Genomic DNA, 22615 nt, shown 5'->3' on the forward strand with positions numbered 1-22615 from the left:
GTTTTTTTATGGGCGAAATATGGCAAATAAGAAAATTCAGGGGCGAAAGGGCGGCTCCTCATCTTCCCGTACGCCGACAGAACAGCCCGACGATCTCCAGTCGGTCGCGAAAGCAAAAATCCTGCTGGCGCTGGGTGAGGGTGAATTTTCCGGCGGCCTCACCGGGCAGTCTATTTTTCTGGATGGTACGCCGCTGCTGAATGCTGACGGTTCGTCAAATTTCAGCGGTGTGGCCTGGGAATTCCGCTCTGGTACGCAGGCACAGACCTATATTCATGGGATGCCCGGTAGTGAAAATGAAATCAGCCTGGGCGGTGTGGTTGTTTCCAGCGCTTCGCCGTGGACCCGAACACTGACCAATACACTGCTTTCTGCCGTTCGCCTGCGTATCAAATGGCCGTCCATTTTCCGGCAGGAAGATGACGGAGACTTAGTCGGGTATCCCATAAGTTATGCGATTGATCTGCAGACAAACGGTGGCACATTTCAGACGGTAATCAGTGCCTCAGTTAACGGGAAAAATACGTCAGGTTATGAGCGCAGCCACCGTATTAATCTTCCAGCCGGTGCCACAACGTGGACGGTTCGCCTGCGTAAAATCACTGCAGACGCGAACAGCGCAAAAATCGGCGATACCATGACCTTGCAGAGCTACACAGAAGTGATCGACGCCAAGTTGCGTTATCCGAATACCGCTCTGTTGTATATCGAGTTCGATTCCAGCCAGTTTAATGGCTCCATTCCGCAGATATCCTGCGAGCCTCGCGGTCGAGTAATCCGCGTACCTGATACCTACGACCCTGAAACACGCACCTACAGCGGTACATGGACAGGCGCATTTAAATGGGCGTGGACAGACAATCCGGCGTGGATTTTTTACGATCTGGTAGTGAGCGACAGGTTTGGGCTTGGTGACCGCCTGACAGCGGCAAATATCGATAAGTGGTCTCTTTACCAGATCGCGCAGTACTGCGATCAGCTTGTCCCTGACGGGAAGGGCGGAGACGGTATGGAGCCTCGCTATACCTGCAACGTTTACGTCCAGGATCGCAATGATGCGTATACCGTGCTGCGTGATTTTGCGGCCATTTTCCGGGGGATGACGTACTGGGGCGGCAATCAGATTGTAGCCCTCGCAGACATGCCGCGTGATGTCGATTACAGCTACACCAACGCAAATACCCTGGACGGTAAATTCACGTACAGCAGCAGCACCTCAAAAACCCGCTATACCTCTGCACTGGTTTCATACTCCGACCCGGCGAATGCGTATTCCGACGCAATGGAGCCTGTATTCGAGCAGGATCTGGTGCGTCGCTTTGGCTTTAACCAGCTTGAACTGACGGCTATTGGCTGCACCCGACAATCGGAGGCAAACCGTAAGGGACGCTGGGGCATTCTGACCAATAACAAAGACCGCGTGGTGACCTTCTCTGTCGGGCTCGACGGGAATATTCCGCAGCCGGGATACATCATTGCAGTCAGTGACAGGGAGCTGGTCGGAAAAGTAACGGGTGGCCGCATCAGCGCGGTTAGCGGTCGGGTACTGACGCTCGACCGTGTGCCGGATGCCGTAGCGGGTGATCGCATCATGGTGAACCTCCCGACAGGCGCATCACAGAGCCGCACCATTCAGGCTGTCAGCGGTAATAAAGTCACCGTTTCGACGGTGTTCACTACAACGCCAGAAGCCCAGGCGGTGTGGGTGGTTGAGTCAGATTCGCTTTATGCCCAGCAATACCGCGTCGTCAGTGTTACGGAAAACGACGACGGCACATTCACCATCGTGGGTGCCGCACACGACCCGGATAAATATGCCCGTATCGATACAGGCGCGGTTATCGATCAGCGCCCGGTAAGCGTCATCCCACCGGGTAATCAGTCTGCACCTTCGAATATCGTCATTTCCAGCTACGCCGTTGTGAATCAGGGGATCAGCCTGGAGACAATGCGCGTCAGTTGGGAACAGGCACCAAACGCTATTTCGTACGAGGCACAGTGGCGGCGCAACGATGGCGACTGGGTTAACGTACCCCGCAGCTCTACCGCGTCGTTTGAGGTACCGGCCATTTACACCGGACGTTATCTTGCGCGGGTGCGGGCTATTAACGCGGCTGAAATTTCCTCAGGCTGGGGATATTCAACCGAGACAACGCTGACCGGGAAAACGGGAAATCCGCCTAAACCTGTCGGTTTCACGGCATCGGACAATGTGGTTTTCGGCATTGAACTGAACTGGGGATTCCCTGCGAACACTGACGACACGCTGAAAACGGAAATTCAGTACAGCGCCACGGGGACGACTGATGATGCGGTTTTGCTGGCGGATGTGCCGTATCCGCTGCGTAAATATCAGCAGATGGGCCTCAAGGCGGGGCAGATTTTCTGGTACCGCGCGCAACTGGTGGACAGGACCGGAAACGAGTCGGGTTACACCGACTGGGTGAGGGGGCAGGCCAGTGTTGATGTGTCTGACATCACTGATGCCGTGCTTGAGCAGATCAAGGATACCGAACTGTTCAAAGACCTTATAGAAAATGCCGTGGAGAGCAGTGAAAAGGTTACTGAGCTGGCAGAGGCGGTCAGTCAAAACGCCGACCAACTGGCGGCGGCAGTGGGCGCGAACCGGCAGACGGCAGAGGCCATCATTGGTAATGCCCTGGCTATCGCTGATGTAGTGGTGAGGCAGTCGGCACAGAACGGCGCAAACAGTGCCTCATTCACTCAGTTGCGTGAGGTGATTGCCACTGAAACACAGGCCCGCGCTACCGACGTGACGCGCCTGGAGGCGAAAACCGACCAGAATGCGGCACAGGTAACGCAACTCACGCAGGCGCTGGCTGACGAGACAGAGGCCCGCGCCACGGCGGTTGATACGCTGACGGCTCAGACGGAGGACAATACCGCTGACGTAACCCAGCTTACACAGGCGGTGTCCACCCTCGACAGTGCGACTGCATCCCGGTTCGACGAACTGTCAGGGAAAACGGCTAACGCGGCTGGTGGGGTGCAAAACACGGCGGTGGCGTTGATTCAGGAGACACTGGCGCAGGTCAACACCCGGATGACGCTCAGTGCTCAGTACGGCGCAAACAGTGCCGGTATCCAGCGTGTTGATAACGTGATGGTGGACGCGAGCAAAGCTGTCGCTGAGTCGCTGAAAACCCTGGATGCGACCGCTGGCGGCAACGCCAATATCACGGACTTCGCAAAAACGATGTCTGATTTTACGCAGACCTCTGCAACGAAAATCAACTCACTGAGCGTCACGGTAAACGGCCAGACTGCGGCCATCACCACTAACGCCCAGGCAGTTGCGGATATCAACGGCAACCTGAACGCGATGTACTCGATTAAAGTCGGTGTGGATGTGAACGGGGTGCAGTACGCGGCAGGGATGGGGCTGGGTGTCCAGAACACACCATCAGGCATGCAGTCACAGGTTATTTTCCTTGCTGACCGTTTTGCTGTTATGAGCCAGGCTGGTTCAGCCGTCACGCTGCCGTTTGTTATTCAGAACGGCCAGACGTTTATCCGTGACACGTTTATCCAGGACGGGACTGTGGGCAACCTGAAAATCGGTAACTACATCCAGTCAAATACCTGGGACGGGACAGGGAATGTCGGCTGGCATATTAACAAATCTGGATACGCGACGTTTAACGGCGTCACGGTACGCGGGACTGTTTATGCGACGGACGGGGAGTTTACCGGGAAAATCAATGCGACCAGCGGGACGTTTAAAGGCACAGTTCAGGCTGAATCATTTATCGGTGATGTGGCTGTGGGCCAGACGTTTAGTGATATTGAGGGGGATAATGTCACCCGAAATTTTGTATACACCGATTCCGGTAACCTGCCTGGTGAAAAGCATGTAGTGATAATGGCGCTGGTTAAGGTCCAGATTTCTGCGACAGAGGCCGGTGCAGGGATTACTCAGACAAAAGGGACCGCGATTCTCACCATTGGTGGGTCGAGCAGAACCATTGACGTTTATACCCCACCCAATACTGACAGATCGCGTCCTACGTACGTCACGGTTATGCACAGCGCCCGCGTTACCGGACAGGTGGTGAATTGTTCGATTCAGATGCGCAGTGATAATGCGACATATCACGCGAACGTCGGTATTTATTCCCCTACAATACACGTATCCAGGGGTTCCGGTTCGTTCACTCAATCCTGATTTCAACCCGCTCCGGCGGGTTTTTTTATGCTGGAGAAAATATGATTTACACAACTGGCTCTATTGCGGTCAACGGTAATACCCTGACGGGTACTGGCACGAACTTTACAGCAGCAGGCTCACTTATCCGCGTTGGGTGCTCGTTGATTTCCCTGACTACACCGCCACAGGTATTCCAGATAACGGCAATCAACAGCGCAACCCAGCTCACCGTAACGCCAGCGGCAAACCCGGCAATTGCAGCGGGTACCGCTTATGCCATCCTGCTGAGTGATTCGCTGAGCGTTGACGGTCTGGCTCAAAACATTGCTGAGACGCTGACGCTGTATCAGCGGAATATGAGCGGCTTTGCGGACGTGATGAATGGGTCTGGTGACGTCACTATCACGACTAACGGTGCTGCTATCACGGTTCCCGGTCAGAAGTCGCTGGCAAAAAAAGGGGCTAACTCAGATATCACTTCTCTGAACGGGCTGACAACACCGCTCAGCCAGGGGCAGGGCGGGACGGGATTAGCAAACCCATTCGGCACCACCCCCGGATCGTTTTGCCAGGGTAATGATTCGCGGCTGAATTCGCTGGATCGGAAAACTGGCGGAACCGTACTGAGCACAACACGACTAACAAATGAATCCGCTGGAAGTGTAAACCAGGAAACTCCGCATCTGGAATGGGGGTATGGCGGGTCATTAACTCCGCATAAATCAGTGGCATATCACTACGTTTCCTCGACGTTCTCAGGGTTTTATTTGAACGTTATCGCGGGGTCGACGTCGTCATTTTTTGGGTTTAACTCTACAGGCTCGGCAACAGCGCCGGGGTCGTGGATTTCAAACTCTGATGAGCGCCTGAAAACCAATATTGAACGCATTGCGGCCCCCCTGGAGAAAATGCAGGCCATTCGCGGTGTTTCATGGAAACGTCTGGATGGCATTTCACCTGGCATTGGGTTCATTGCTCAGGAGGTTCAGTCTGTATTCCCGGATAACGTTTTTGTCACTGGCAACAGAGAACTGGACGACGGTACCGTAATTAAAGATGTGCTCAGCCCTGATACTGCTGGTGTTGCAGCAGCGTTGCATCATGAGGCCATTCTGGCGCTAATGGCGCAGATTGACGCCCTGACTGCCCGCGTTACAGCACTGGAATCCGGTAAAACTAACGAGCCGGTGGCAGAATAATCAAACCCTTACTCTGTGCAAAAAATTGATAGTCACAAGCTGAGTTGATCTGTTGCTCAATAAAAACTACTGTATTCATATACAGTATTTTCGGGAGGTGATTATGCCACGCCGAAACGATGTTTTTGTCGCGTTCCGAGAAGCCGTATATCGTATAACTCAAAAGGCTACCTCCTGAGTGCCATATGATCACTATTTTTATGGTGAGTATACTAATAGTTGTTTTTTGTTATTACTTTATTTGGTTCTTCATAAGATCTGATATATTGTTTTTGGCATTCTTTCCATGTTATTTTTCTGGCTCATCATAAAGTTGCGGAGTTTCTTGGGATCATGAACGATTTTTCTACTTGTCCGGTTTGTAACGGTAAAATTAAGATCATTGAAAACGAATTTTGTAAAATACGTTCACAGTTAATTTATAATGAAGTAGAATTTAAGCAATATATCTGTGAAAATTGTTACCACTCATGCACTTATCATGACGTACCTCTGGAGTTAATTTATAATGCGGAAAATGCATTACCTACAGACCGAGAATTAGGAGATTATCGACTCGAGTTTATTAAGAAAAGTTTAGATATTACTAAACTCGATGGCATGGCCATTGAGATCGGAGGTGGCCCAGGTGAGTTAGCCGAGCAGGTTAGAGTTGCCTGTTCGCAATCACGCGGATTGGTCGTTGATTTTGTAGACCGCGTTTCACTGGATAGCCTTGATTTTGTGTATTCCGATTTAAATAATTGTGAGCGCACATTACCTAGTGCTCTAGACGACATAGGGATCAGCAATAAAAAAAATGTGTTCCTACTTTCGCACGTGCTTGAGCATATATTCGATCCTTTCGCAATTTTAAATGTCCTGAAAAAATTTAGTAATAGTTATTTCTTTATCGAAGTTCCGGATTTTGGTGTTTATCATGATAGCACTGTACTTCGTTATTCGGTGAATTGTCCGGATCATATACACTATTTCAATTCCAGATCGTTTCTTACTCTGATTCAGCGCTGTGGTTTTAACGTCATTGCATTCGAAAGGCAAAGTGCGCCTCTTGTACCAGCGCTGCGAGTGCTCTGTGAATGTTCCTCCTTTGAAAATTCTGTTTTTGACTATAATGCACACCTTAATAAGGTGAGCTCATCACTTGTTGATATTATCGAAAGTAATGGGATTAATAATGAACTCTATATCTGGGGGTTATCTTCTTTCTCAGCAAAAGCGATAGCGAAAATAAAAAATCCTGAGAAATTTATTAATGTTATTTTTGATACAAAATACCATCTCGAAACATATAATGGCATTCCTGTCCTTAAGGACCCGACTGAACTTGATAAGGTATTTAATCAGGAGTCTGTATTTGTGTGTGGTTCAACATTTTCCGTAGTACAAAACGCGATGAGAAAAAAATTACAATGTATGTACGCTGATGCGAAATTTATTACAGTTGATTATGAATAAATGTTTTTGAATTATTATTAATATTCTGATAACCGTCCTAATGGCGGTTATCAGAGCGAGATGCAATTTATGACGCTGCTGATAAGTACAATGCATCTAATTCTACTCCTCCGCCGATTCCCATATCTCCTTTAGTACTTTGTGCATATTATTGTCGCCTTCCTTTTTCCATTCAAACCAGCTATCAGCGAAACAGATAGCCCGGCCATGCTGCCATAGTGGTTTAAACATTCTGCTGGTGGCTGCTGTCTCGATGTGATCATTCATTAATGGTTATTTATCCCACCACACGGGTGCGTAACCCCAGATTACAGGATCAAGATGCAGTTGCTCGTCGCCTTGATTGAGTAAGAGAACTTTCGTCCCAGGAGCGACGTTATACCGGCCAATCGGCGCAGGGTCGTATGCGATATTGCGTTCGGCCTCTTTCGCTAGGTATACCAGATATTCTTCACGCGTTTGCGCCTGGGCAAATCGTCCGCACATAAGCACCTCCAACCAGTTAGACTGAAAGTATAGAGGAAGAGAGAAAAGCGGTGCGCACCCGTAAGCGGATCAAAATTTACAAGGTAATCTGATAATGAAGTGTTCTTGTATCTACGTAAAGACTGAGGTTAGCGTCCGGCTATTCGCTCACCATCCAGAAGTCAGCCTCTTCAAACATTTCTTCCAGCATGCGGTTTAGCCTTTCCTTCTCAGTTTTCGTACAATCACTGTTCAGCGCGTTCGCCTGCATTGGCTTTACCCTCACATCCGCATCGGGGAACAGTCGGTGCACCCTCTTGGTCAGTTCAGCCAAGATGATGCCTTTTGCACCGGGTAAATCCTCAACATTTCTTTTGTCGTAAACGAGTTCAACGAACATAGCTACCTCAGCTAAATTACTGGTTGGATATACAGTTATTATTGACTGGGTGTTTATACGGCGTCAAGTGATCGCTCATCTTGCAACGAATCAGTGGGGTATTTTCGACCGGAGGTTTAGCGCGAGGCCTTTATCCGTCTGGGCTGCAGTGAATTGTCTATGGGGCACCGGTGGGACATATTAGCTTGATAAAGTTCGCCAAAGTTCGGAAACATCATTAATCGATTATTATGCCCAACCGTGATTTACGGCGCTCCTGGACGATATTTGTCGATTTTAAAAATTAAAAGGTCATGGTATTGATATGCTCGTCCTCGGCGCGTTTACGCTGCATCGCAAAGGCGTAGGTATTGTTCATATCGGCAGGTTTTAACCACACCAGGCCATGTTTTGCATCCAGTCGTTTTACCGTTTCGTAAGACTGTTCCGGCGTCATACGCTCTTTAATATGATTGAAGATAATCAGCGAGGTGCCGGTATATTCCCACGTCATATCAACCTGTTTATTGATCATCGCATTACGGGAAATCACCGTGGCAATGTTGGTTTGTGGCTGCACCTGAAACCCTTTCTTTTGCAGATACTGCACCGTCAGGGCCGAGAGAATATGCTGCTCAGTGAAGCTTTTGGTCGCCAGAATCAGTGGGGCGGCGTGTACGCTTGCCGTAAAAAGCAGCGTGGCACTCAATAGCCCCAACAGGCGTGAAGTCAGTCTCATAGGGATTCCTTTTCTTATTATTGGGTTCAGGCTGAGTGAGGGCTCAAAAAACGCCCCAGCGCCGCCAGCAGTGTGTCCAGAATCAGGGCAAACAGCGCGGTTGCCGCCGCACCCAGAATCAAGGTCGGGAAATCGTTCAGATAGATACCCGGGAAGATCAGCTCGCCATAACTGCTGGCGCCGATTAAAAAGGCCAGCGGCGCGGTGCCCACGTTGATGGCTGTGGCGATACGCACCCCGGAGAGGATAACCGGCAGTGCATTGGGCAACTCCACCTGGTACAGCCGTTGCCATTTGGTCATACCGATACCGTTCGCGGCTTCCAGCAGCGATGCCGGAACCGAGCAGAGCCCCGCATAGGTGTTACGCACAATGGGCAGCAGTGAGGCCAGAAAAAGGGCGATAATGGCGGGTTTATCACCAATCCCGATGATGACCATCGCCAGTGCGAGTACGGCCAGTGGTGGCAGCGTGTTACCGACGTTAAAAATCTGCATCACGTATTCGGCGACACCGCGCGCAGCCGGGCGGCTAAGCGCAATCCCGCTGGGAATACCCACCAGCAGAGCAAAGAACATAGAGCTGAACACCAGAATCAAGTGTTGTTGCCCGAGATAGACCAAATCCACCTGGCGGGCTCTGATTGTATCCAGACCAATACCCCAAACCAGGAGCGCCAGTACGACGGCGATAGCCGCGGTAAACAGCAGGGCGCGTGAGAGTGCGGAAGTGTGCATTGCAGTGTGTCTCCCTGTGTGCATGCGTTATGGCAACGGAGAGTTGCGTGTTGTTATGCCATGTTCGGCAGGGTATTTGAGCTATAGCAAGCACCTGGGAAGGATTCCAGTTTGGCGCGAATCTTTTAACCTGCGGATTTTGCGGGGGATTTACGCTATCGCTGATGGGATAACGGCTAAGAGGTGGAACTAAAGAATTGTCTTAAAAATGCGCCCTTAAAGTGACGTTGTCACCTTAAGGGCGCATTGGCATGGATTAACGCGATAACGCTTTTTGGGCAACCGGCATTAATAAACGGCTCTGCCAGTCGCTAAGCGTTAACCGGGCAAGCCTTCCCGCCGCCTGCCAGAACGGGTGACGGGCTTCCGCTACAAAAATCTCAAGAAAGCGTCCGGCCCAGGGCAGAAGATGCCAGGCAAGCAGCTCATCACAGGTGGCGTAGCGCTGATTCTCGACAAGCCAGGCTGCCAGCATTAGCAGGGTACCAAAATGATCTTCCGGCTCATTCTGACTGGCCTCCCAGACGATGTGGTTGTCACGCATCCACTGGCGAAGCTCCAGCGTGGAGTCGCCAAAGAGTACGCTTTCTTTATCCAGCCAGACGGATCCCCAGGGCGGCGCAGGCAGCGCCCACGGGCCGATGAACAGCCGTTGCCAGGCCTCGGGAATCGTTTCTTTGCTTTCTGCGCAAAATAACGGCACGAGCGGGGTCAACGCCTCCGGCGCCAGCGGCCATTGGGTTTGCCATTCCCCCTGGCGGAATGCGGCGATCAGCGCCTGCGTCTGTTCACTTTCCGGCGGGTAGTAAAACAGCGCCCCCAGAATGCGTGCCGAAAAGGCGAAATCGGCTGTGTAAAAAGTGTCAGTCATTACGTTCCCTGAATCTCTGCTTAACCTGCAACCGCCATACCGACAGTCATATGTAACCCATAGAACAGACCGCGCCCCACCAGTTCGCCTGCAACCACCAGTATGACACCGGCAAGCAGGCTGACAGCACGTGGCTGTTTTCGCATGATCAACGGACAGAGCCAACAGCCGAGACCTGCGGCCAGCAGGACCATGCGCCAGACCTGCATTTCACTCCAGGCTGGCACCAGCATGCTGGCCTGCTGCACGGAACTGTGGATCCCGGCAAGGCTCATCCCTTGCAGAATCACCAGACCGAGGCTTGCCAGCAGCGCCACCACGCTCAGCGAGGCGAAGGTCGCGCCATTGAACGTGACGTGCGCCAGACGCAGCAGCAGTGCCGCCAGTAGCGGGCCACCGAGTAGCATCGTGAGGAAGAACCCGGCGGTGGTATATCCGTTATGCCAGGTGGGTACGGTATCAATCTGATAGACACGACTCATAGCCCAGACAAATACTACGCCCAGCACCATGCTGACCACCAGCCAGATTTTGCCCAGCGCAGCCGGCATTTTACCCAGCACTGTCACCAGCCACCAGAAGCCGCCTACGGCGAAGAAAATCGAGCCAGCGGCGATTTCGTTACTTAACGCAGAGGCGCCCACCCGGTTGAGTGAGTTCAGTGCGCGCATCGGCGAACCGAGGTGCATCATAGAGGCGATAAAGCCGATACCCATTAACACCCAAAGAAAGAACATGCTCCGCGTAATTCGCTGCTGTCCGGGCGCATCGTTTTTCGCCGCCATCCAGCCCATCCCGGTGACGATAAGGCCACCTGCCACGCATTGCCCTAATACCGTGAACAGCACCAGCGGCCATTCATGCCATCCGTTACCCATCTCACACCTCCCGCGGGTTTGCCAGATAGCCGGTGGTATCCCCTGTCGGGCGGCTGTTGGCGTTAGGTTTAATCACAATGCACGGTTTGGTGAAGTGCGACGCCGGGAGCGGGGCGACAGCCGCCAGCTCACCGTATTTTTTACGCAGCTCTTCAATGGGACCGAAGTCCAGCGCACGCAGCGGGCAGGATTCCACGCAAATCGGCTTATGCCCCTCGGCGACACGACTGTAGCAGCCGTCGCATTTGGTCATATGGCCTTTTTCGGCGTTGAACTGCGGCGCGCCGTACGGGCAGGCCATATGGCAGTAACGACAGCCGATGCAGATATCTTCGTCCACTACCACAAAGCCATCTTCGCGTTTGTGCATCGCCCCGCTGGGGCAGACTTTGGTACAGGCCGGATCCTCGCAGTGGTTACAGGCGATGGAGAGGTAATAGGCGAAAACGTTCTGGTGCCAGACGCCGTTATCCTCCTGCCAGTCTCCCCCCGCGTATTCGTAAATGCGGCGGAAGCTGACATCCGGCGTTAAGTTCTTGTAATCCTTACACGCCAGCTCACAGGTTTTACAGCCGGTGCAGCGCGCGGAGTCGATATAAAATCCATATTGTGTGGTCATCGGCTACTCCTTAAACCTTTTCGATTTCGACCAGATTGGTGTGCTGCGGGTTACCTTTCGCCAGCGGTGACGGACGATGGGTGGTCAGCGTGTTCACGCAGCCACCATGGTCAACGCGATCGCCTTGCATATCGGCGTTGTGCCAGGCCCCCTGGCCCATGGCGCTCACTCCCGGCATGATGCGCGGAGTGACTTTAGCGGCAATGCGTACTTCGCCGCGTCCGTTGAACACCCTGACCATATCCCCACTGACGATGCCGCGTTTTTGCGCATCAATCGGGTTGATCCACACCTCCTGGCGGCAGGCGGCTTCAAGGATATCGATATTGCCGTAGCTGGAGTGGGTACGGGATTTGTAATGGAAACCGAACATCTGTAGCGGATATTTACTACGTGCCGGGTCGTCCCAGCCTTCGGGCGTCGAGGCATAAACCGGTAACGGACTGATCACTTCCCCTTCAGGAATCTCCCAGGTATTGGCAATTCTGGCCAGTCTGTTGGAGTAGATTTCAATTTTGCCAGAGGGCGTTTTCAGCGGATTAGCCTGCGGATCGTCGCGGAATTTTTTATAGGCCACATAGTGCCCGGCAGGGTCTTTACGTTTGTAAATCCCCATTTTTTTCAAATCGTCATAGGACGGCAGTTGGGGATCTTTTGCCAGCATTTTGGCGTAAAGATACTTAAGCCACTCTTCCTGTGTGCGCCCTTCGGTGAATTTCTGGTAAATATCCGGCCCCAGGCGTCTGGCGATTTCGCTGGTTATCCAGTAAATCGGCTTACGCTCAAATTTCGGTGCGGTAACCGGCTGGATAAAGATCAGATAACCCATGTTGCCGGCGTAATCATTCGGGATGATATCTTCCTGCTCAACGGTCATTAAATCGGGCAGCAGGATATCCGCATACATCGCCGACGAGGTCATGAAATTCTCAATGACGACAATCATTTCGCATTTCTTGTCGTCCTGTAAAACGTCATGGGTATGGTTGATGTCGCCATGCTGGTTGGTGATGGTGTTACCGGCATAGTTCCAGATAAATTTGATCGGGACGTCGAGTTTGTCTTTACCCTGAACACCGTCACGCAGGGCGGTCATCTCTGCGCCGCGCTCAATGGCATCGGTCCAGCTAAAGCAGGAAATTTTGGTTTTTACCGGGTTTTCCGGCATCGGCATGCGTTCAATGGTAATGGTATAGGTGGACTCGCGCGCGCCGCTGTTCCCGCCGTTGATACCGACGTTACCGGTCAGAATGGGCAGCATCGCGATAGCGCGGGCGGTTAATTCGCCATTTGCCTGACGCTGCGGACCCCAGCCCTGGCAAATATAGGCGGGTTTGGTTTGACCAATCTCACGCGCCAGTTTCACAATGCGGTCGACCGGAATGCCGGTCACGGCAGAAGCCCATTGCGGCGTTTTGGCAATGCCGTCGTCGCCCTGGCCCAGAATATAGGCTTTGTAATGACCATTGGCTGGCGCGCCTTCTGGCAGGGTTTTTTCGTCATACCCGACGCAGTACGTGTCCAGGAATGGCTGATCGACCATGTTTTCGTTAATCAATACCCAGGCAATACCGGCAACCAGTGCGGCATCGGTGCCCGGACGTATCGGGATCCACTCATCTTCACGCCCGGCAGCGGTATCGGTATAACGCGGGTCGATAACGATCATGCGCGCATTGGAACGTTCGCGCGCCTGTTCCAGAAAATAAGTAATGCCGCCACCGCTCATACGGGTTTCAGCCGGATTGTTGCCAAACATCACCACCAGTTTGGTGTTTTCGATGTCTGACGTACTGTTGCCTTCGTTGGAGCCGTAGGTGTAAGGCATCGCATAGGCTCTGCGCCGTACTGTAAGTGCCGTACTGGCCGAGGAAGCCGCCGTAAATGGCCATCAGGCGGGCAATAATAGAGGCAGAAGGGGAAGAACGAGTGATGTTGCCGCCGACGATACCGGAGGAGTAGTTAATGTACACCGCCTCGTTACCGTATTTTTCCACAATCCCTTTCAGGCTACCTGCGATGGTATCAAGTGCTTCATCCCAGGATATACGTTCGAATTTACCTTCGCCACGTTTACCCACGCGTTTCATGGGGTAGTTCAGACGATCCGGATGGTTGATACGACGACGGATTGAACGTCCGCGCAGGCAGGCTCGAACCTGATGATTACCGTAAACATCCTCCCCGGTATTGTCTGTTTCGACCCAGTAGACCTCGTTATCGCGTACGTGTGAACGCAACGCACAGCGACTGCCACAGTTGACGGAACATGCGCCCCATACGACTTTATCTTCTGCCGGTTGCAGGGCGCTTTGAACCGCAGCAGCAGCGGTTCGCATGCCAAAAGGCAGAGAAAAACTGCCTGCCGCCAGCGCTAGCGAACCCAGCGCAGTGGATTTAACGAGTGTTCGGCGGCTGATCCCGCCACCACTCTCAACAATGGACATAGCTCACTCCGTTATAGCTTATAATAGAAAAATATTACCCGTCGAAATTACGAGCATGCTAACGATGAGAGTGATGCTACTTAATAAGAGTTAGGGGGATCTTAATGGGGATCAAGAAGAGGGCTAATCCCCATTATTTTTGTAAGGTAATGAAGTTATTGTGCGGCGGGTTTGCCACTCTCTTGCGGCGTTATTTCCCCCGATTGTGCATTCGCGCTACCCCGGGTGCGGGTATAAAGAATTTTCCAGTTATCGTTACTACAATGGCCCACAACCTGGGCGCCCGACGCGCTATTTTGATCGTTGGGTTCGATGGTAAGCGTAAAGTCTGTCTCGGGGACGCCGTTATTTATAATGCGTTGTTGTATATCGTTTTTTACTCTTTCGCAGGAATCCGGTGCGGCATAAGCAGATGCCGAGCCGATGAACAAAAGTGCACCTAACCAGAGTGAATGTTTCATTTGCGACTCCTTCTTAATTAATAATGCTCAATGCGTAGTATTGAGAAGTAAGGCTAAGCGAAATCTGCGCAAAACAGGAATGCGCATTATCTTAGTTTTGTATCGTTATATCGTTATGTACATAGCGAGGTATATTTTTCTGCAAAAAAAGGGCAAGTTTGTCGATATTATTCTGCCGTGCCGAATCGCCAGGCCAGACCAGGTAATAGCCATCGCAGGTACCGATCGCCAGCGGGAACGGCGCGACCAGCAGATGCTGATCCATCGCGCTCTGGCTGAGCAGAAGATCGCCAATCGTTACACCATGTCCCCCCATCGCTGCCAGCATGCCCTGTTCGAGGGTATCAAATACTTTGCCGCCCGCCAGACTCAACCCGCTAAACAAGCCGCTACTGTTCAGCCAGCGTCGCCAGTCCCGGCGGTCGCGTGAGGGGTGGATAAGCTCACAGGCCGCCAGATTATCACGCGCCTTATCAAGCAAATCAGGAGCGCAAAGGGGGAGCAGCCATTCATCAAACAGTCGCAAACAGCGCGTTCCCGCACCGAAATGTCCATTGCCGAGCAGGATGGCGCAATCGAAAGGCTCTTTGGTGAAATCGACATTGTCGATATCCATCCAGATACTGGATACCTCGACTTCCGGCGTCTCGTGTTGCGCCCGGAAATCTGCCATCACATCCAGTAGCCAGCGCATCGTCAGCGTGGAAGGGGCTTTGAGCCGCAACTGCACATGGGTGCTGCGCAGTTGCCGACAGGCATTTTCCAGTTGTGAAAACCCTTGTTGTAACTGTACCGCCAGCATGCGCCCGGCATCAGTAAGCATCACCTTCGGCCCATTACGCTCAAAAAGCTGGCAAGCAAAGTGATCTTCCAGCGTGCGGATATGGCGACTGACTGCGCCAGGGGTCACATTGAGTAATTCGGCGGCCTGGCTGAATGAGCTGGATTGTGCTGCTACGGTAAAGGCGCGTAAGGCATAGAGATGAGGAATATTTTGTTTCATAGCGATTTATTTACATTGAGTTTTACTCACGATTGAGGCCAGTTTAACTCGTTTTTCATCCGGTGCGTACGCCTTTACCCTGAACGATAAAACAGGGGGAAACGCGTTATGGCTGAACTCAATCTTGCGCTCCTGAGCGCGTATGTTATCGCAGTGCTTTTTTTACTCTTAACACCCGGTCCCGTTGTGCTGTTAGTGACCGGGACGGCGGCACGCGTGGGGTATACGAGGGCGTTTCTAACCCTTCTGGGAACAAATCTCGCCTCGCTGGTATTGATAACCCTGGCCGTTCTCGCTATCGCCGGGGCGGTATCGCTGAACAAAGGGTATCTGGCGCTGCTGGGCATCGGCGGTTCTGTGTTTATTGGCTGGGGAGCGGTGCAGTCATTGCGTGAGATTTGGGCGCAAAGGCCGGTACAGGAGGAGGGTAAGGCTGTGCTGGCAGGTGGGTTTATGCGCGGATTTTTCACCGGTATTTCCAATCCAAAAGATATTCTCTTTTTTGTCTCATTTTTCCCGCAGTTTATTGCCATTAGCCGCGATTTTACCACCAGCATTACCACGCTTTGCCTGCTGTGGATCGTGTTCGATTTTGCTGTCATGGCGGGCTATATCGTTGCTATCAAACGTTTTCTCCCTGTCACGCAAAGTCGACGTTTTGCCGCCTGTGCGGCGCTCTTTTTATTGTTACTGGCCGTCTGTGGTGTTGCCTGGAACCTTACGGGCGCGAAATCGCTCTTTATGTGATGAAATGATATTGTCTCTGCCCGAATAATTACAAGATTTGCTAAGATAAGCGCAACGCATTGTGATATTTGGGTGAACCTATTGAAAAAACAAATGATACTCATCGCACTGATGGCCATTCTGGCGGGGTGTGATGACAACAAAGGACCTGTATCTTTTACGCCGGAGATGGCGAGTTTTTCGAATGAATTCGACTTTGACCCACTGCGCGGTCCAGTAAAAGATTTCAGCCAGACATTACTGAATGAAAAAGGTGAGGTATCGAAGCGCGTCAGCGGCACGATGTCCAAAGAAGGGTGTTTCGATTCACTGGAACTGCATGATCTGGAAAACAATACCGGGGTTTCACTGGTACTGAATGCCAACTATTACCTTGATGCTGATACCCAGGAAAAACGTCTTCGTCTACAAGGGAAATGTCAGTTGGCGGAATTTCCCAGCGCGGGGCTGACGTGGGATACGGATGAGCGCGGCTTTATCTCTTCCGCGCGTGGTAAAGATGTTGAAGTCAACTACCGTTACGATGACGAAGGCTATCCACTGGGCAAATCAACAACCTCGAAAGATATGCATCTGTCTGTTGTCTCGACCCCATCGAATGTAAAAGGTAAGAAGCTCGATTATACGTCAGTCAGCACGCTGAATGATAAACCACTGGGTAATGTCAAACAGACCTGCGAGTACGACAAGCATGATAACCCGGTGGCCTGCCAACTGGAGATTGTCGATACGAGCGTGACGCCTTCTGTCGCGAAGAAATACAGCATCAAGAACACCATCGAATACTATTGATGGCATTCACCACCGCGCTTACTGTGCGGTGGGTTTCAGCAATGTTCCGCCGCTGCTTTTATGGTTTTCCAGGTATTGCTGCTGGAAAATACACATGCGAATAGTATTACGGTACTCGCCGTTAATAAAAAATTCGTGAATCAATTCGCCTTCCACCATAAACCCGAGTTTACGGTAGATATGGATGGCTTTCTCATTCTCTTTATCCACGATCAGATAGAGCTTATAGAGATTTAGCACCGTAAAGCCGTAATCCATCGCCAGCTTTGCCGCGCGGGTGGCGAGACCTTTTCCCTGATGCTCTGGCGAGATGATTATCTGGAACTCGGCCCGACGGTGGACGTGGTTAATCTCAACCAGCTCGACCAGTCCGGCTTTGTCCCCATCACATTCCACCACAAAACGGCGTTCGCTTTGATCGTGAATATGCTTGTCATATAAATCTGACAGCTCGACAAAGGCTTCATACGGTTCTTCGAACCAGTAACGCATGACGCTGGCGTTGTTATCCAGTTGATGCACAAAACGCAGATCTTCACGTTCGAGCGGGCGAAGTTTGACATGGGTAACGTCGGTCATAGGACATCCTTTTTGACAACAGCAAAGACGGGCGTGGGGAAACGCCCGAAGTAGGAAAGGGGTTATGGCGTAATCTGACGACCGGTACGGCGGTCAAGGCAACGCAGGGTGTTGGGTTCCCAGTATGCGTTGACGTTAGCGCTTTTGTGGCAATTATCCTGTGCGTCAAAGGCGACGTCAGTTTTATCCCACTCTTTTTCCACACGTTTGTTAACTTTGTGGCGCAGCGAACGGGTGTCATCCCACTGTTCTTTTTCCATGGCTGCTTGCTGGCGGCTTTGCGCGCTGTCGCCGGATTCAATCACTAACTTGTTGGTCTGCGCTGGGGCACTGGCGGTGTACACGATGGCACCCAGCGTCAGCATTGCCGTCAGGCACAGGCGTTTGCTAAGTGAAATGTTCATTGCAATTTCCTTCTTGAGGGGATCTAAAAGCTACAGAGCAATTCTACTCGATTCATCCCTGGGCGGATACCCTGCCGGGTGTCCACATATTAGTGGGTTATCCGTTAAGATAGTTCAACCACGACACAATGAAAACGCGAGAGATGATCAAAACAACCCTGCTATTTTTCCTGACCGCCATATGTGAGATAGTCGGCTGCTTTTTACCGTGGCTGTGGTTGAAACGGGGCGCTACGCCGCTGTTGCTGCTTCCGGCTGCGCTCGCGCTGGCGCTTTTTGTCTGGCTGTTGACCCTGCATCCTGCCGCCAGCGGGAGAGTCTATGCCGCTTATGGCGGGGTGTACGTCTGCACGGCTTTATTATGGCTGAGGGTGGTGGATGGTGTGAAACTCAGCCTGTATGACTGGACGGGGGCCGCCATCGCACTTTGCGGCATGCTGATTATCGTTGCCGGGTGGGGGCGCGCGTAAGCGCCCGTTTTTTGTGATCGCTCGCAGCTTTTTTGATCGTTATACTTGTATGGTAGTAGTTCAGTTGCGTAAATTCCCTTCATCGCAATAAAAAACGCAATAAAAGATGCAAGGAATTTACGTATGAAAAGTGTGGTTATCAGAGAGCCAAATAACCTGGTCATTGAACAGCGTCCATTGCCTGTACCTGCAGCAGGCGAAGTCAGGGTAAAGGTGAAACTTGCCGGGATTTGTGGTTCAGACAGCCATATTTATCGTGGCCATAATCCCTTTGCAAAATACCCGCGCGTTATTGGTCATGAGTTCTTCGGCATTATCGACGCGGTGGGTGATGGGGTTGATAAAAAACGTATTGGTGAGCGTGTTTCGGTTGATCCGGTTATTAGTTGCGGTGAGTGTTATCCCTGTTCAATTGGTAAACCGAATGTTTGTACTTCACTGGTCGTATTAGGGGTGCATCGCGACGGTGGGTTTAGCCAATATGCGACAGTACCGGCTAAGAATGCGTTCACTATTCCAGATGCCATCTCCGATAAACATGCCGTGATGATTGAGCCCTTCACCATCGCTGCGAATGTCACCGGTCAGGCCGCTCCCAGAGAAAATGACGTTGCGCTAATTTACGGTGCTGGTCCAATGGGGTTAACAACCGTTCAGGCGCTGAAAGGCGTTAATAACGTGAAGCAAATTATTGTGGCCGACCGTATCGATGAACGTCTTGCCATGGCAAAAAACTGTGGTGCCGACTGGGTCATTAATAACGGGCAGCAATCCCTGCAAGACTTTTTAGCGGAGAAGGGGCTTAAACCCACGCTGATTGTTGACGCTGCCTGCCACCCGTCAATTCTGCAGGAGGCCATTGGCCTGGCCTCACCGGCGGCGCGCATTGTTCTGATGGGCTTCTCCAGCGATCCTTGCCAGATTATTCAGCAAGGTATTACGGGTAAAGAGCTCTCTATTTTTTCTTCTCGCCTGAACGCGAATAAATTCCCCACGGTTATCGAGTGGTTGCAAAAAGGATTAATCGACCCGGATAAACTGATTACTCATGCTTTTGATTATCAGCACGTTATCGACGCAATAGAAGTATTTGAGAAGGACCAGCGTAAGTGCTGCAAGGTATTACTGACTTTTTCCGATGAACAATAAAGACATTTTTATCTACGCAGAATTATTCATGTTGCATCGAGGCGGCAAATAAATGACATCTCAGACGCATAAGCGTTGTACGTAACTGGGATAAATGAGTGCAGCCAATAAAGAGGCAGCCTGAAGGATTAGGCGTATACGCATCTACCTCTTAGAGATAGCCATTATGACAGAAACAACACATGAGCGAAGCACAAAAGACCTGGTAAGAGCGGCAGTATCCGGCTGGCTGGGCACCGCGTTGGAATTTATGGATTTCCAGCTCTATTCATTAGGCGCAGCACTGGTTTTTCATGAAATATTCTTCCCTGAACAATCCGCAGCGATGGCGCTTATTCTTGCGATGGGGACATACGGTGCAGGCTATATCGCCCGTATTGTCGGTGCGTTTATTTTCGGCAAAATGGGCGACAGTATTGGTCGCAAAAAAGTGCTGTTTATTACCATCACCATGATGGGGATCTGCACGACATTAATTGGCGTACTGCCAACCTATGCGCAAATTGGCATATTTGCCCCTGTGTTGCTGGTGACGTTACGTATTATTCAGGGGCTGGGTGCCGGTGCGGAAATTTCCGGGGCGGGGACCATGCTGGCGGAATATGCGCCAAAAGGGAAGCGAGGCATTATCTCTTCGCTGGTGGCGATGGGCACTAACTGCGGTACGCTGAGCGCAACGGCTATCTGGGCGGTGATGTTCTTTGCTCTCGACAGAGAAGAACTGCTGGCATGGGGATGGCGTATTCCGTTCCTGGCGAGTGTTGTGGTCATGATCTTTGCTATCTGGCTGCGAATGAACCTCAAAGAAAGCCCGGTGTTTGAAAAAGTTAACGAAGGCGAACACGCACCTGCACAGAGTAAGTCATCAGAAAGTTCGCTGGGGGCGATGTTTACGAGCAAATCGTTTTGGCTGGCGACCGGCTTACGTTTCGGCCAGGCTGGTAACTCGGGTCTGATTCAAACTTTCCTTGCCGGGTATCTGGTGCAGACGCTGATGTTCAATAAATCTATCCCTACGGATGCGTTGATGATCAGCTCCATCATTGGTTTTGTCACTATTCCGTTGCTGGGCTGGCTGTCGGACAAATTTGGTCGCCGTTTGCCTTACATTCTGTTGAATATCTCGGCGATCATTCTGGCGTACCCGATGCTGTCGATTGTCGTGGATAAGAGCTACAGTCCGGGCGTTATCATGACGGCGTTGATTGTTATTCATAACTTTGCCGTACTGGGGCTGTTCGCACTGGAAAATATCACCATGGCTGAAATCTTCGGTTCGCGTAATCGCTTTACCCGGATGGCGATATCCAAAGAGGCGGGTGGTCTGGTGGCCGTAGGCTTTGGCCCGGTTCTGGCGGGGATCTTCTGCAACATGACCGGTTCATGGCTGCCGATTCTGGCGATGGTCATTGTCTATTCACTGATTGGCCTGGTGTCGGCGATTCTGATGCCGGAAGTCAAAGACCGCGATCTTAGCATTCTGGAAGATGCTGCCGAAGCGCAGGGGCGGAATCGGGCGGTTAGTTCCATTCATCAGGCGAATTAATGTGCCTGCCCGGTAGTCATAGTTGCCGCTTAGGCGGCGACAGGCAAAACGTCATGTCGTTAAGAGACATGTATCGGGTTTAAGGGTTACCAGGGCCGCACCAGTGAGAGCTGGCGCGGCCCTGTGTCGTTTGGTGCGCGTAAAATCCAGGCGCTTTTTTTGTGATCACGGATCGGTTTCTTGTCTTTTATACTTGTATGGTAGTATGCGTAAAGATAAATTTCTTGCATCACAGTGAAGGTGTAAGGAACGAAAAATGAAGATTGTTGGGGCCGAGGTTTTTGTCACCTGTCCGGGGCGTAACTTCGTTACATTAAAAATCACCACCGATGAAGGCATTGTTGGACTCGGCGATGCCACCCTCAATGGTCGCGAACTCTCCGTGGCCTCATATCTGAAAGACCATCTTTGCCCACAGTTAATCGGGCGCGATGCACACCGCATTGAAGATATCTGGCAGTTTTTCTATAAAGGCGCGTACTGGCGCCGTGGCCCGGTCACGATGTCGGCGATATCCGCTATAGATATGGCGCTGTGGGACATCAAGGCTAAAGCCGCCAACATGCCGTTGTATCAGTTGTTGGGCGGCGCTTCCCGCGATGGGGTGATGGTCTACTGCCACACAACGGGTCACACCATTGATGATGTGCTGGAAGATTACGCGCGGCACAAAGAGATGGGCTTTAAAGCGATTCGCGTGCAGTGCGGCGTACCGGGAATGAAAACCACCTACGGCATGGCGAAAGGTAAAGGGCTCGCCTACGAACCGGCAACCAAAGGGGTGTGGCCGGAAGAGCAACTGTGGTCTACCGAGAAATACCTCGATTTTACCCCCAAACTGTTCGACGCCGTGCGCAGCAAATTCGGTTTCCACGAACACCTGCTGCATGACATGCATCACCGTCTGACGCCAATTGAGGCCGCGCGCTTTGGTAAAAGCATTGAAGCGTTCCGCATGTTCTGGATGGAAGATCCGACGCCGGCTGAAAACCAGGCGTGCTTCCGTCTGATTCGCCAGCATACCGTCACGCCGATTGCGGTGGGTGAGGTGTTTAACAGTATCTGGGACTGCAAGCAACTTATTGAAGAGCAGCTTATCGACTATATCCGTACCACGATTACCCATGCGGGTGGGATAACGGGTATGCGCCGTATCGCTGATTTCGCTTCACTCTACCAGGTCCGTACCGGTTCGCACGGTCCGTCCGATCTCTCGCCGATCTGCCATGCCGCGGCGCTGCATTTTGACCTGTGGGTACCGAATTTCGGTGTCCAGGAGTACATGGGATATTCAGAGCAAATGCTCGAAGTTTTCCCACATAGCTGGCGCTTTGATAATGGCTATATGCATCCAGGCGACAAACCAGGCCTTGGCATCGCGTTTGATGAAAAACTGGCGGCAAAATACCCCTACGATCCAGCGTGTCTGCCGGTCGCCCGGCTGGAAGATGGCACGTTGTGGAACTGGTAGTTAACACGTTGATAAGGATGTTGCCCAAATAAC

At 51.6% G+C, this 22615-nt stretch carries 18 protein-coding genes and 3 pseudogenes; 9 read left to right on the forward strand and 12 right to left on the reverse strand.

Going from position 1 to position 22615, the window contains the following annotated elements; genetic code table 11:
• Window positions 1-19 precede the first annotated feature (19 nt).
• The 3 genes from MRY16398_RS13615 to MRY16398_RS13630 all read left to right on the forward strand — a co-directional run bounded on the left by MRY16398_RS13615 (window position 20) and on the right by MRY16398_RS13630 (window position 6825).
• Window positions 20-4186 carry a phage tail tip fiber protein gene (locus tag MRY16398_RS13615; protein WP_172600649.1) on the forward strand — a complete coding sequence of 1389 codons (4167 nt, stop codon included), beginning with the start codon at window positions 20-22 and terminating at the stop codon, window positions 4184-4186.
• Between the two features lie 41 nt (window positions 4187-4227).
• Complete coding sequence (locus MRY16398_RS30935; protein ID WP_232034411.1) at window positions 4228-5367, forward strand: tail fiber domain-containing protein; 1140 nt, start codon at window positions 4228-4230, stop codon at window positions 5365-5367.
• Window positions 5368-5700: 333 nt separating this feature from the next.
• The gene (locus MRY16398_RS13630; protein WP_125124594.1) at window positions 5701-6825 is read left to right on the forward strand and encodes a methyltransferase domain-containing protein; all 1125 of its coding nucleotides are present in this window, start codon (window positions 5701-5703) and stop codon (window positions 6823-6825) included.
• Between the two features lie 153 nt (window positions 6826-6978).
• On the opposite strand, the pseudogene MRY16398_RS13635 reads toward MRY16398_RS13630, so the two are convergent.
• From MRY16398_RS13635 to MRY16398_RS13680, 10 genes and pseudogenes are all read right to left on the reverse strand, one after another.
• Window positions 6979-7311: pseudogene (locus MRY16398_RS13635) on the reverse strand (SOS response-associated peptidase family protein); the annotation flags it as partial.
• Window positions 7312-7450: 139 nt separating this feature from the next.
• Window positions 7451-7690: a DinI family protein gene (locus tag MRY16398_RS13640; protein WP_125124595.1), complete on the reverse strand. Its 240-nt coding sequence runs from the start codon at window positions 7688-7690 to the stop codon at window positions 7451-7453.
• Window positions 7691-7979: 289 nt separating this feature from the next.
• Window positions 7980-8408, reverse strand: a pseudogene (locus MRY16398_RS13645) (glycine betaine ABC transporter substrate-binding protein); the annotation flags it as partial.
• 26 nt (window positions 8409-8434) lie between these two features.
• Window positions 8435-9145 (reverse strand): osmoprotectant ABC transporter permease OsmY, encoded by a 711-nt coding sequence (osmY, locus tag MRY16398_RS13650; protein ID WP_039078850.1) that lies wholly within the window; start codon window positions 9143-9145, stop codon window positions 8435-8437.
• A 256-nt stretch (window positions 9146-9401) separates the two neighbouring features.
• Window positions 9402-10016: a Tat proofreading chaperone DmsD gene (dmsD, locus tag MRY16398_RS13655; protein WP_079498196.1), complete on the reverse strand. Its 615-nt coding sequence runs from the start codon at window positions 10014-10016 to the stop codon at window positions 9402-9404.
• A 20-nt stretch (window positions 10017-10036) separates the two neighbouring features.
• Window positions 10037-10894: a dimethyl sulfoxide reductase anchor subunit family protein gene (locus tag MRY16398_RS13660; protein WP_071195531.1), complete on the reverse strand. Its 858-nt coding sequence runs from the start codon at window positions 10892-10894 to the stop codon at window positions 10037-10039.
• A 1-nt stretch (window position 10895) separates the two neighbouring features.
• Window positions 10896-11513, reverse strand: a complete 618-nt coding sequence (locus tag MRY16398_RS13665; RefSeq protein ID WP_079498197.1) for a DMSO/selenate family reductase complex B subunit — start codon at window positions 11511-11513, stop codon at window positions 10896-10898.
• A 10-nt stretch (window positions 11514-11523) separates the two neighbouring features.
• Window positions 11524-13960, reverse strand: a pseudogene (gene ynfE / locus MRY16398_RS13670) (selenate/tellurate reductase subunit YnfE).
• 155 nt (window positions 13961-14115) lie between these two features.
• Window positions 14116-14421 (reverse strand): DUF1161 domain-containing protein, encoded by a 306-nt coding sequence (locus tag MRY16398_RS13675; protein WP_071194302.1) that lies wholly within the window; start codon window positions 14419-14421, stop codon window positions 14116-14118.
• Between the two features lie 91 nt (window positions 14422-14512).
• Window positions 14513-15424, reverse strand: coding sequence for a LysR family transcriptional regulator (locus MRY16398_RS13680; protein ID WP_125124596.1), 912 nt, complete (start codon window positions 15422-15424; stop codon window positions 14513-14515).
• 108 nt (window positions 15425-15532) lie between these two features.
• On the opposite strand from MRY16398_RS13680, the gene MRY16398_RS13685 reads away from it, so the two are divergent.
• Window positions 15533-16171, forward strand: coding sequence for a LysE family translocator (locus MRY16398_RS13685; protein WP_125124597.1), 639 nt, complete (start codon window positions 15533-15535; stop codon window positions 16169-16171).
• 93 nt (window positions 16172-16264) lie between these two features.
• A complete protein-coding gene (locus MRY16398_RS13690; protein ID WP_064572401.1) occupies window positions 16265-16963 on the forward strand; it encodes a YnfC family lipoprotein in 699 nt (232 codons plus the stop codon).
• Between the two features lie 18 nt (window positions 16964-16981).
• On the opposite strand, the gene speG is transcribed toward MRY16398_RS13690, so the two are convergent.
• Both speG and MRY16398_RS13700 read right to left on the reverse strand, forming a co-directional pair.
• Window positions 16982-17542 (reverse strand): spermidine N1-acetyltransferase, encoded by a 561-nt coding sequence (speG, locus tag MRY16398_RS13695; RefSeq protein WP_125124598.1) that lies wholly within the window; start codon window positions 17540-17542, stop codon window positions 16982-16984.
• Between the two features lie 62 nt (window positions 17543-17604).
• Entirely contained in the window at window positions 17605-17946 is a 342-nt protein-coding gene (locus tag MRY16398_RS13700) for a DUF1283 family protein (protein ID WP_039078872.1), read from the reverse strand.
• Window positions 17947-18089: 143 nt separating this feature from the next.
• On the opposite strand from MRY16398_RS13700, the gene MRY16398_RS13705 reads away from it, so the two are divergent.
• From MRY16398_RS13705 to manD, 4 genes are all read left to right on the forward strand, one after another.
• Window positions 18090-18416: a YnfA family protein gene (locus MRY16398_RS13705; protein ID WP_039078873.1), complete on the forward strand. Its 327-nt coding sequence runs from the start codon at window positions 18090-18092 to the stop codon at window positions 18414-18416.
• 123 nt (window positions 18417-18539) lie between these two features.
• Entirely contained in the window at window positions 18540-19565 is a 1026-nt protein-coding gene (locus MRY16398_RS13710; protein ID WP_125124599.1) for a Zn-dependent oxidoreductase, read from the forward strand.
• A gap of 166 nt (window positions 19566-19731) precedes the next feature.
• The gene (locus tag MRY16398_RS13715) at window positions 19732-21111 is read left to right on the forward strand and encodes an MFS transporter (RefSeq protein ID WP_039078875.1); all 1380 of its coding nucleotides are present in this window, start codon (window positions 19732-19734) and stop codon (window positions 21109-21111) included.
• 256 nt (window positions 21112-21367) lie between these two features.
• A complete protein-coding gene (gene manD / locus MRY16398_RS13720; protein WP_039078876.1) occupies window positions 21368-22582 on the forward strand; it encodes a D-mannonate dehydratase ManD in 1215 nt (404 codons plus the stop codon).
• Window positions 22583-22615 lie beyond the last annotated feature (33 nt).

The sequence above is a fragment of the Phytobacter sp. MRY16-398 genome (assembly GCF_003925915.1).
GTDB lineage: Bacteria > Pseudomonadota > Gammaproteobacteria > Enterobacterales > Enterobacteriaceae > Phytobacter > Phytobacter diazotrophicus.

Bases quoted from the DNA above. Each gene is read 5' to 3' on its own strand.
- MRY16398_RS13615 (WP_172600649.1), top strand. From the start codon at position 20: ATGGCAAATAAGAAAATTCAGGGGCGAAAGGGCGGCTCCTCATCTTCC.
- MRY16398_RS30935 (WP_232034411.1), top strand. From the start codon at position 4,228: ATGATTTACACAACTGGCTCTATTGCGGTCAACGGTAATACCCTGACG.
- MRY16398_RS13630 (WP_125124594.1), top strand. From the start codon at position 5,701: ATGAACGATTTTTCTACTTGTCCGGTTTGTAACGGTAAAATTAAGATC.
- MRY16398_RS13640 (WP_125124595.1), bottom strand. From the start codon at position 7,690: ATGTTCGTTGAACTCGTTTACGACAAAAGAAATGTTGAGGATTTACCC.
- osmY (WP_039078850.1), bottom strand. From the start codon at position 9,145: ATGCACACTTCCGCACTCTCACGCGCCCTGCTGTTTACCGCGGCTATC.
- dmsD (WP_079498196.1), bottom strand. From the start codon at position 10,016: ATGACTGACACTTTTTACACAGCCGATTTCGCCTTTTCGGCACGCATT.
- MRY16398_RS13660 (WP_071195531.1), bottom strand. From the start codon at position 10,894: ATGGGTAACGGATGGCATGAATGGCCGCTGGTGCTGTTCACGGTATTA.
- MRY16398_RS13665 (WP_079498197.1), bottom strand. From the start codon at position 11,513: ATGACCACACAATATGGATTTTATATCGACTCCGCGCGCTGCACCGGC.
- MRY16398_RS13675 (WP_071194302.1), bottom strand. From the start codon at position 14,421: ATGAAACATTCACTCTGGTTAGGTGCACTTTTGTTCATCGGCTCGGCA.
- MRY16398_RS13680 (WP_125124596.1), bottom strand. From the start codon at position 15,424: ATGAAACAAAATATTCCTCATCTCTATGCCTTACGCGCCTTTACCGTA.
- MRY16398_RS13685 (WP_125124597.1), top strand. From the start codon at position 15,533: ATGGCTGAACTCAATCTTGCGCTCCTGAGCGCGTATGTTATCGCAGTG.
- MRY16398_RS13690 (WP_064572401.1), top strand. From the start codon at position 16,265: ATGATACTCATCGCACTGATGGCCATTCTGGCGGGGTGTGATGACAAC.
- speG (WP_125124598.1), bottom strand. From the start codon at position 17,542: ATGACCGACGTTACCCATGTCAAACTTCGCCCGCTCGAACGTGAAGAT.
- MRY16398_RS13700 (WP_039078872.1), bottom strand. From the start codon at position 17,946: ATGAACATTTCACTTAGCAAACGCCTGTGCCTGACGGCAATGCTGACG.
- MRY16398_RS13705 (WP_039078873.1), top strand. From the start codon at position 18,090: ATGATCAAAACAACCCTGCTATTTTTCCTGACCGCCATATGTGAGATA.
- MRY16398_RS13710 (WP_125124599.1), top strand. From the start codon at position 18,540: ATGAAAAGTGTGGTTATCAGAGAGCCAAATAACCTGGTCATTGAACAG.
- MRY16398_RS13715 (WP_039078875.1), top strand. From the start codon at position 19,732: ATGACAGAAACAACACATGAGCGAAGCACAAAAGACCTGGTAAGAGCG.
- manD (WP_039078876.1), top strand. From the start codon at position 21,368: ATGAAGATTGTTGGGGCCGAGGTTTTTGTCACCTGTCCGGGGCGTAAC.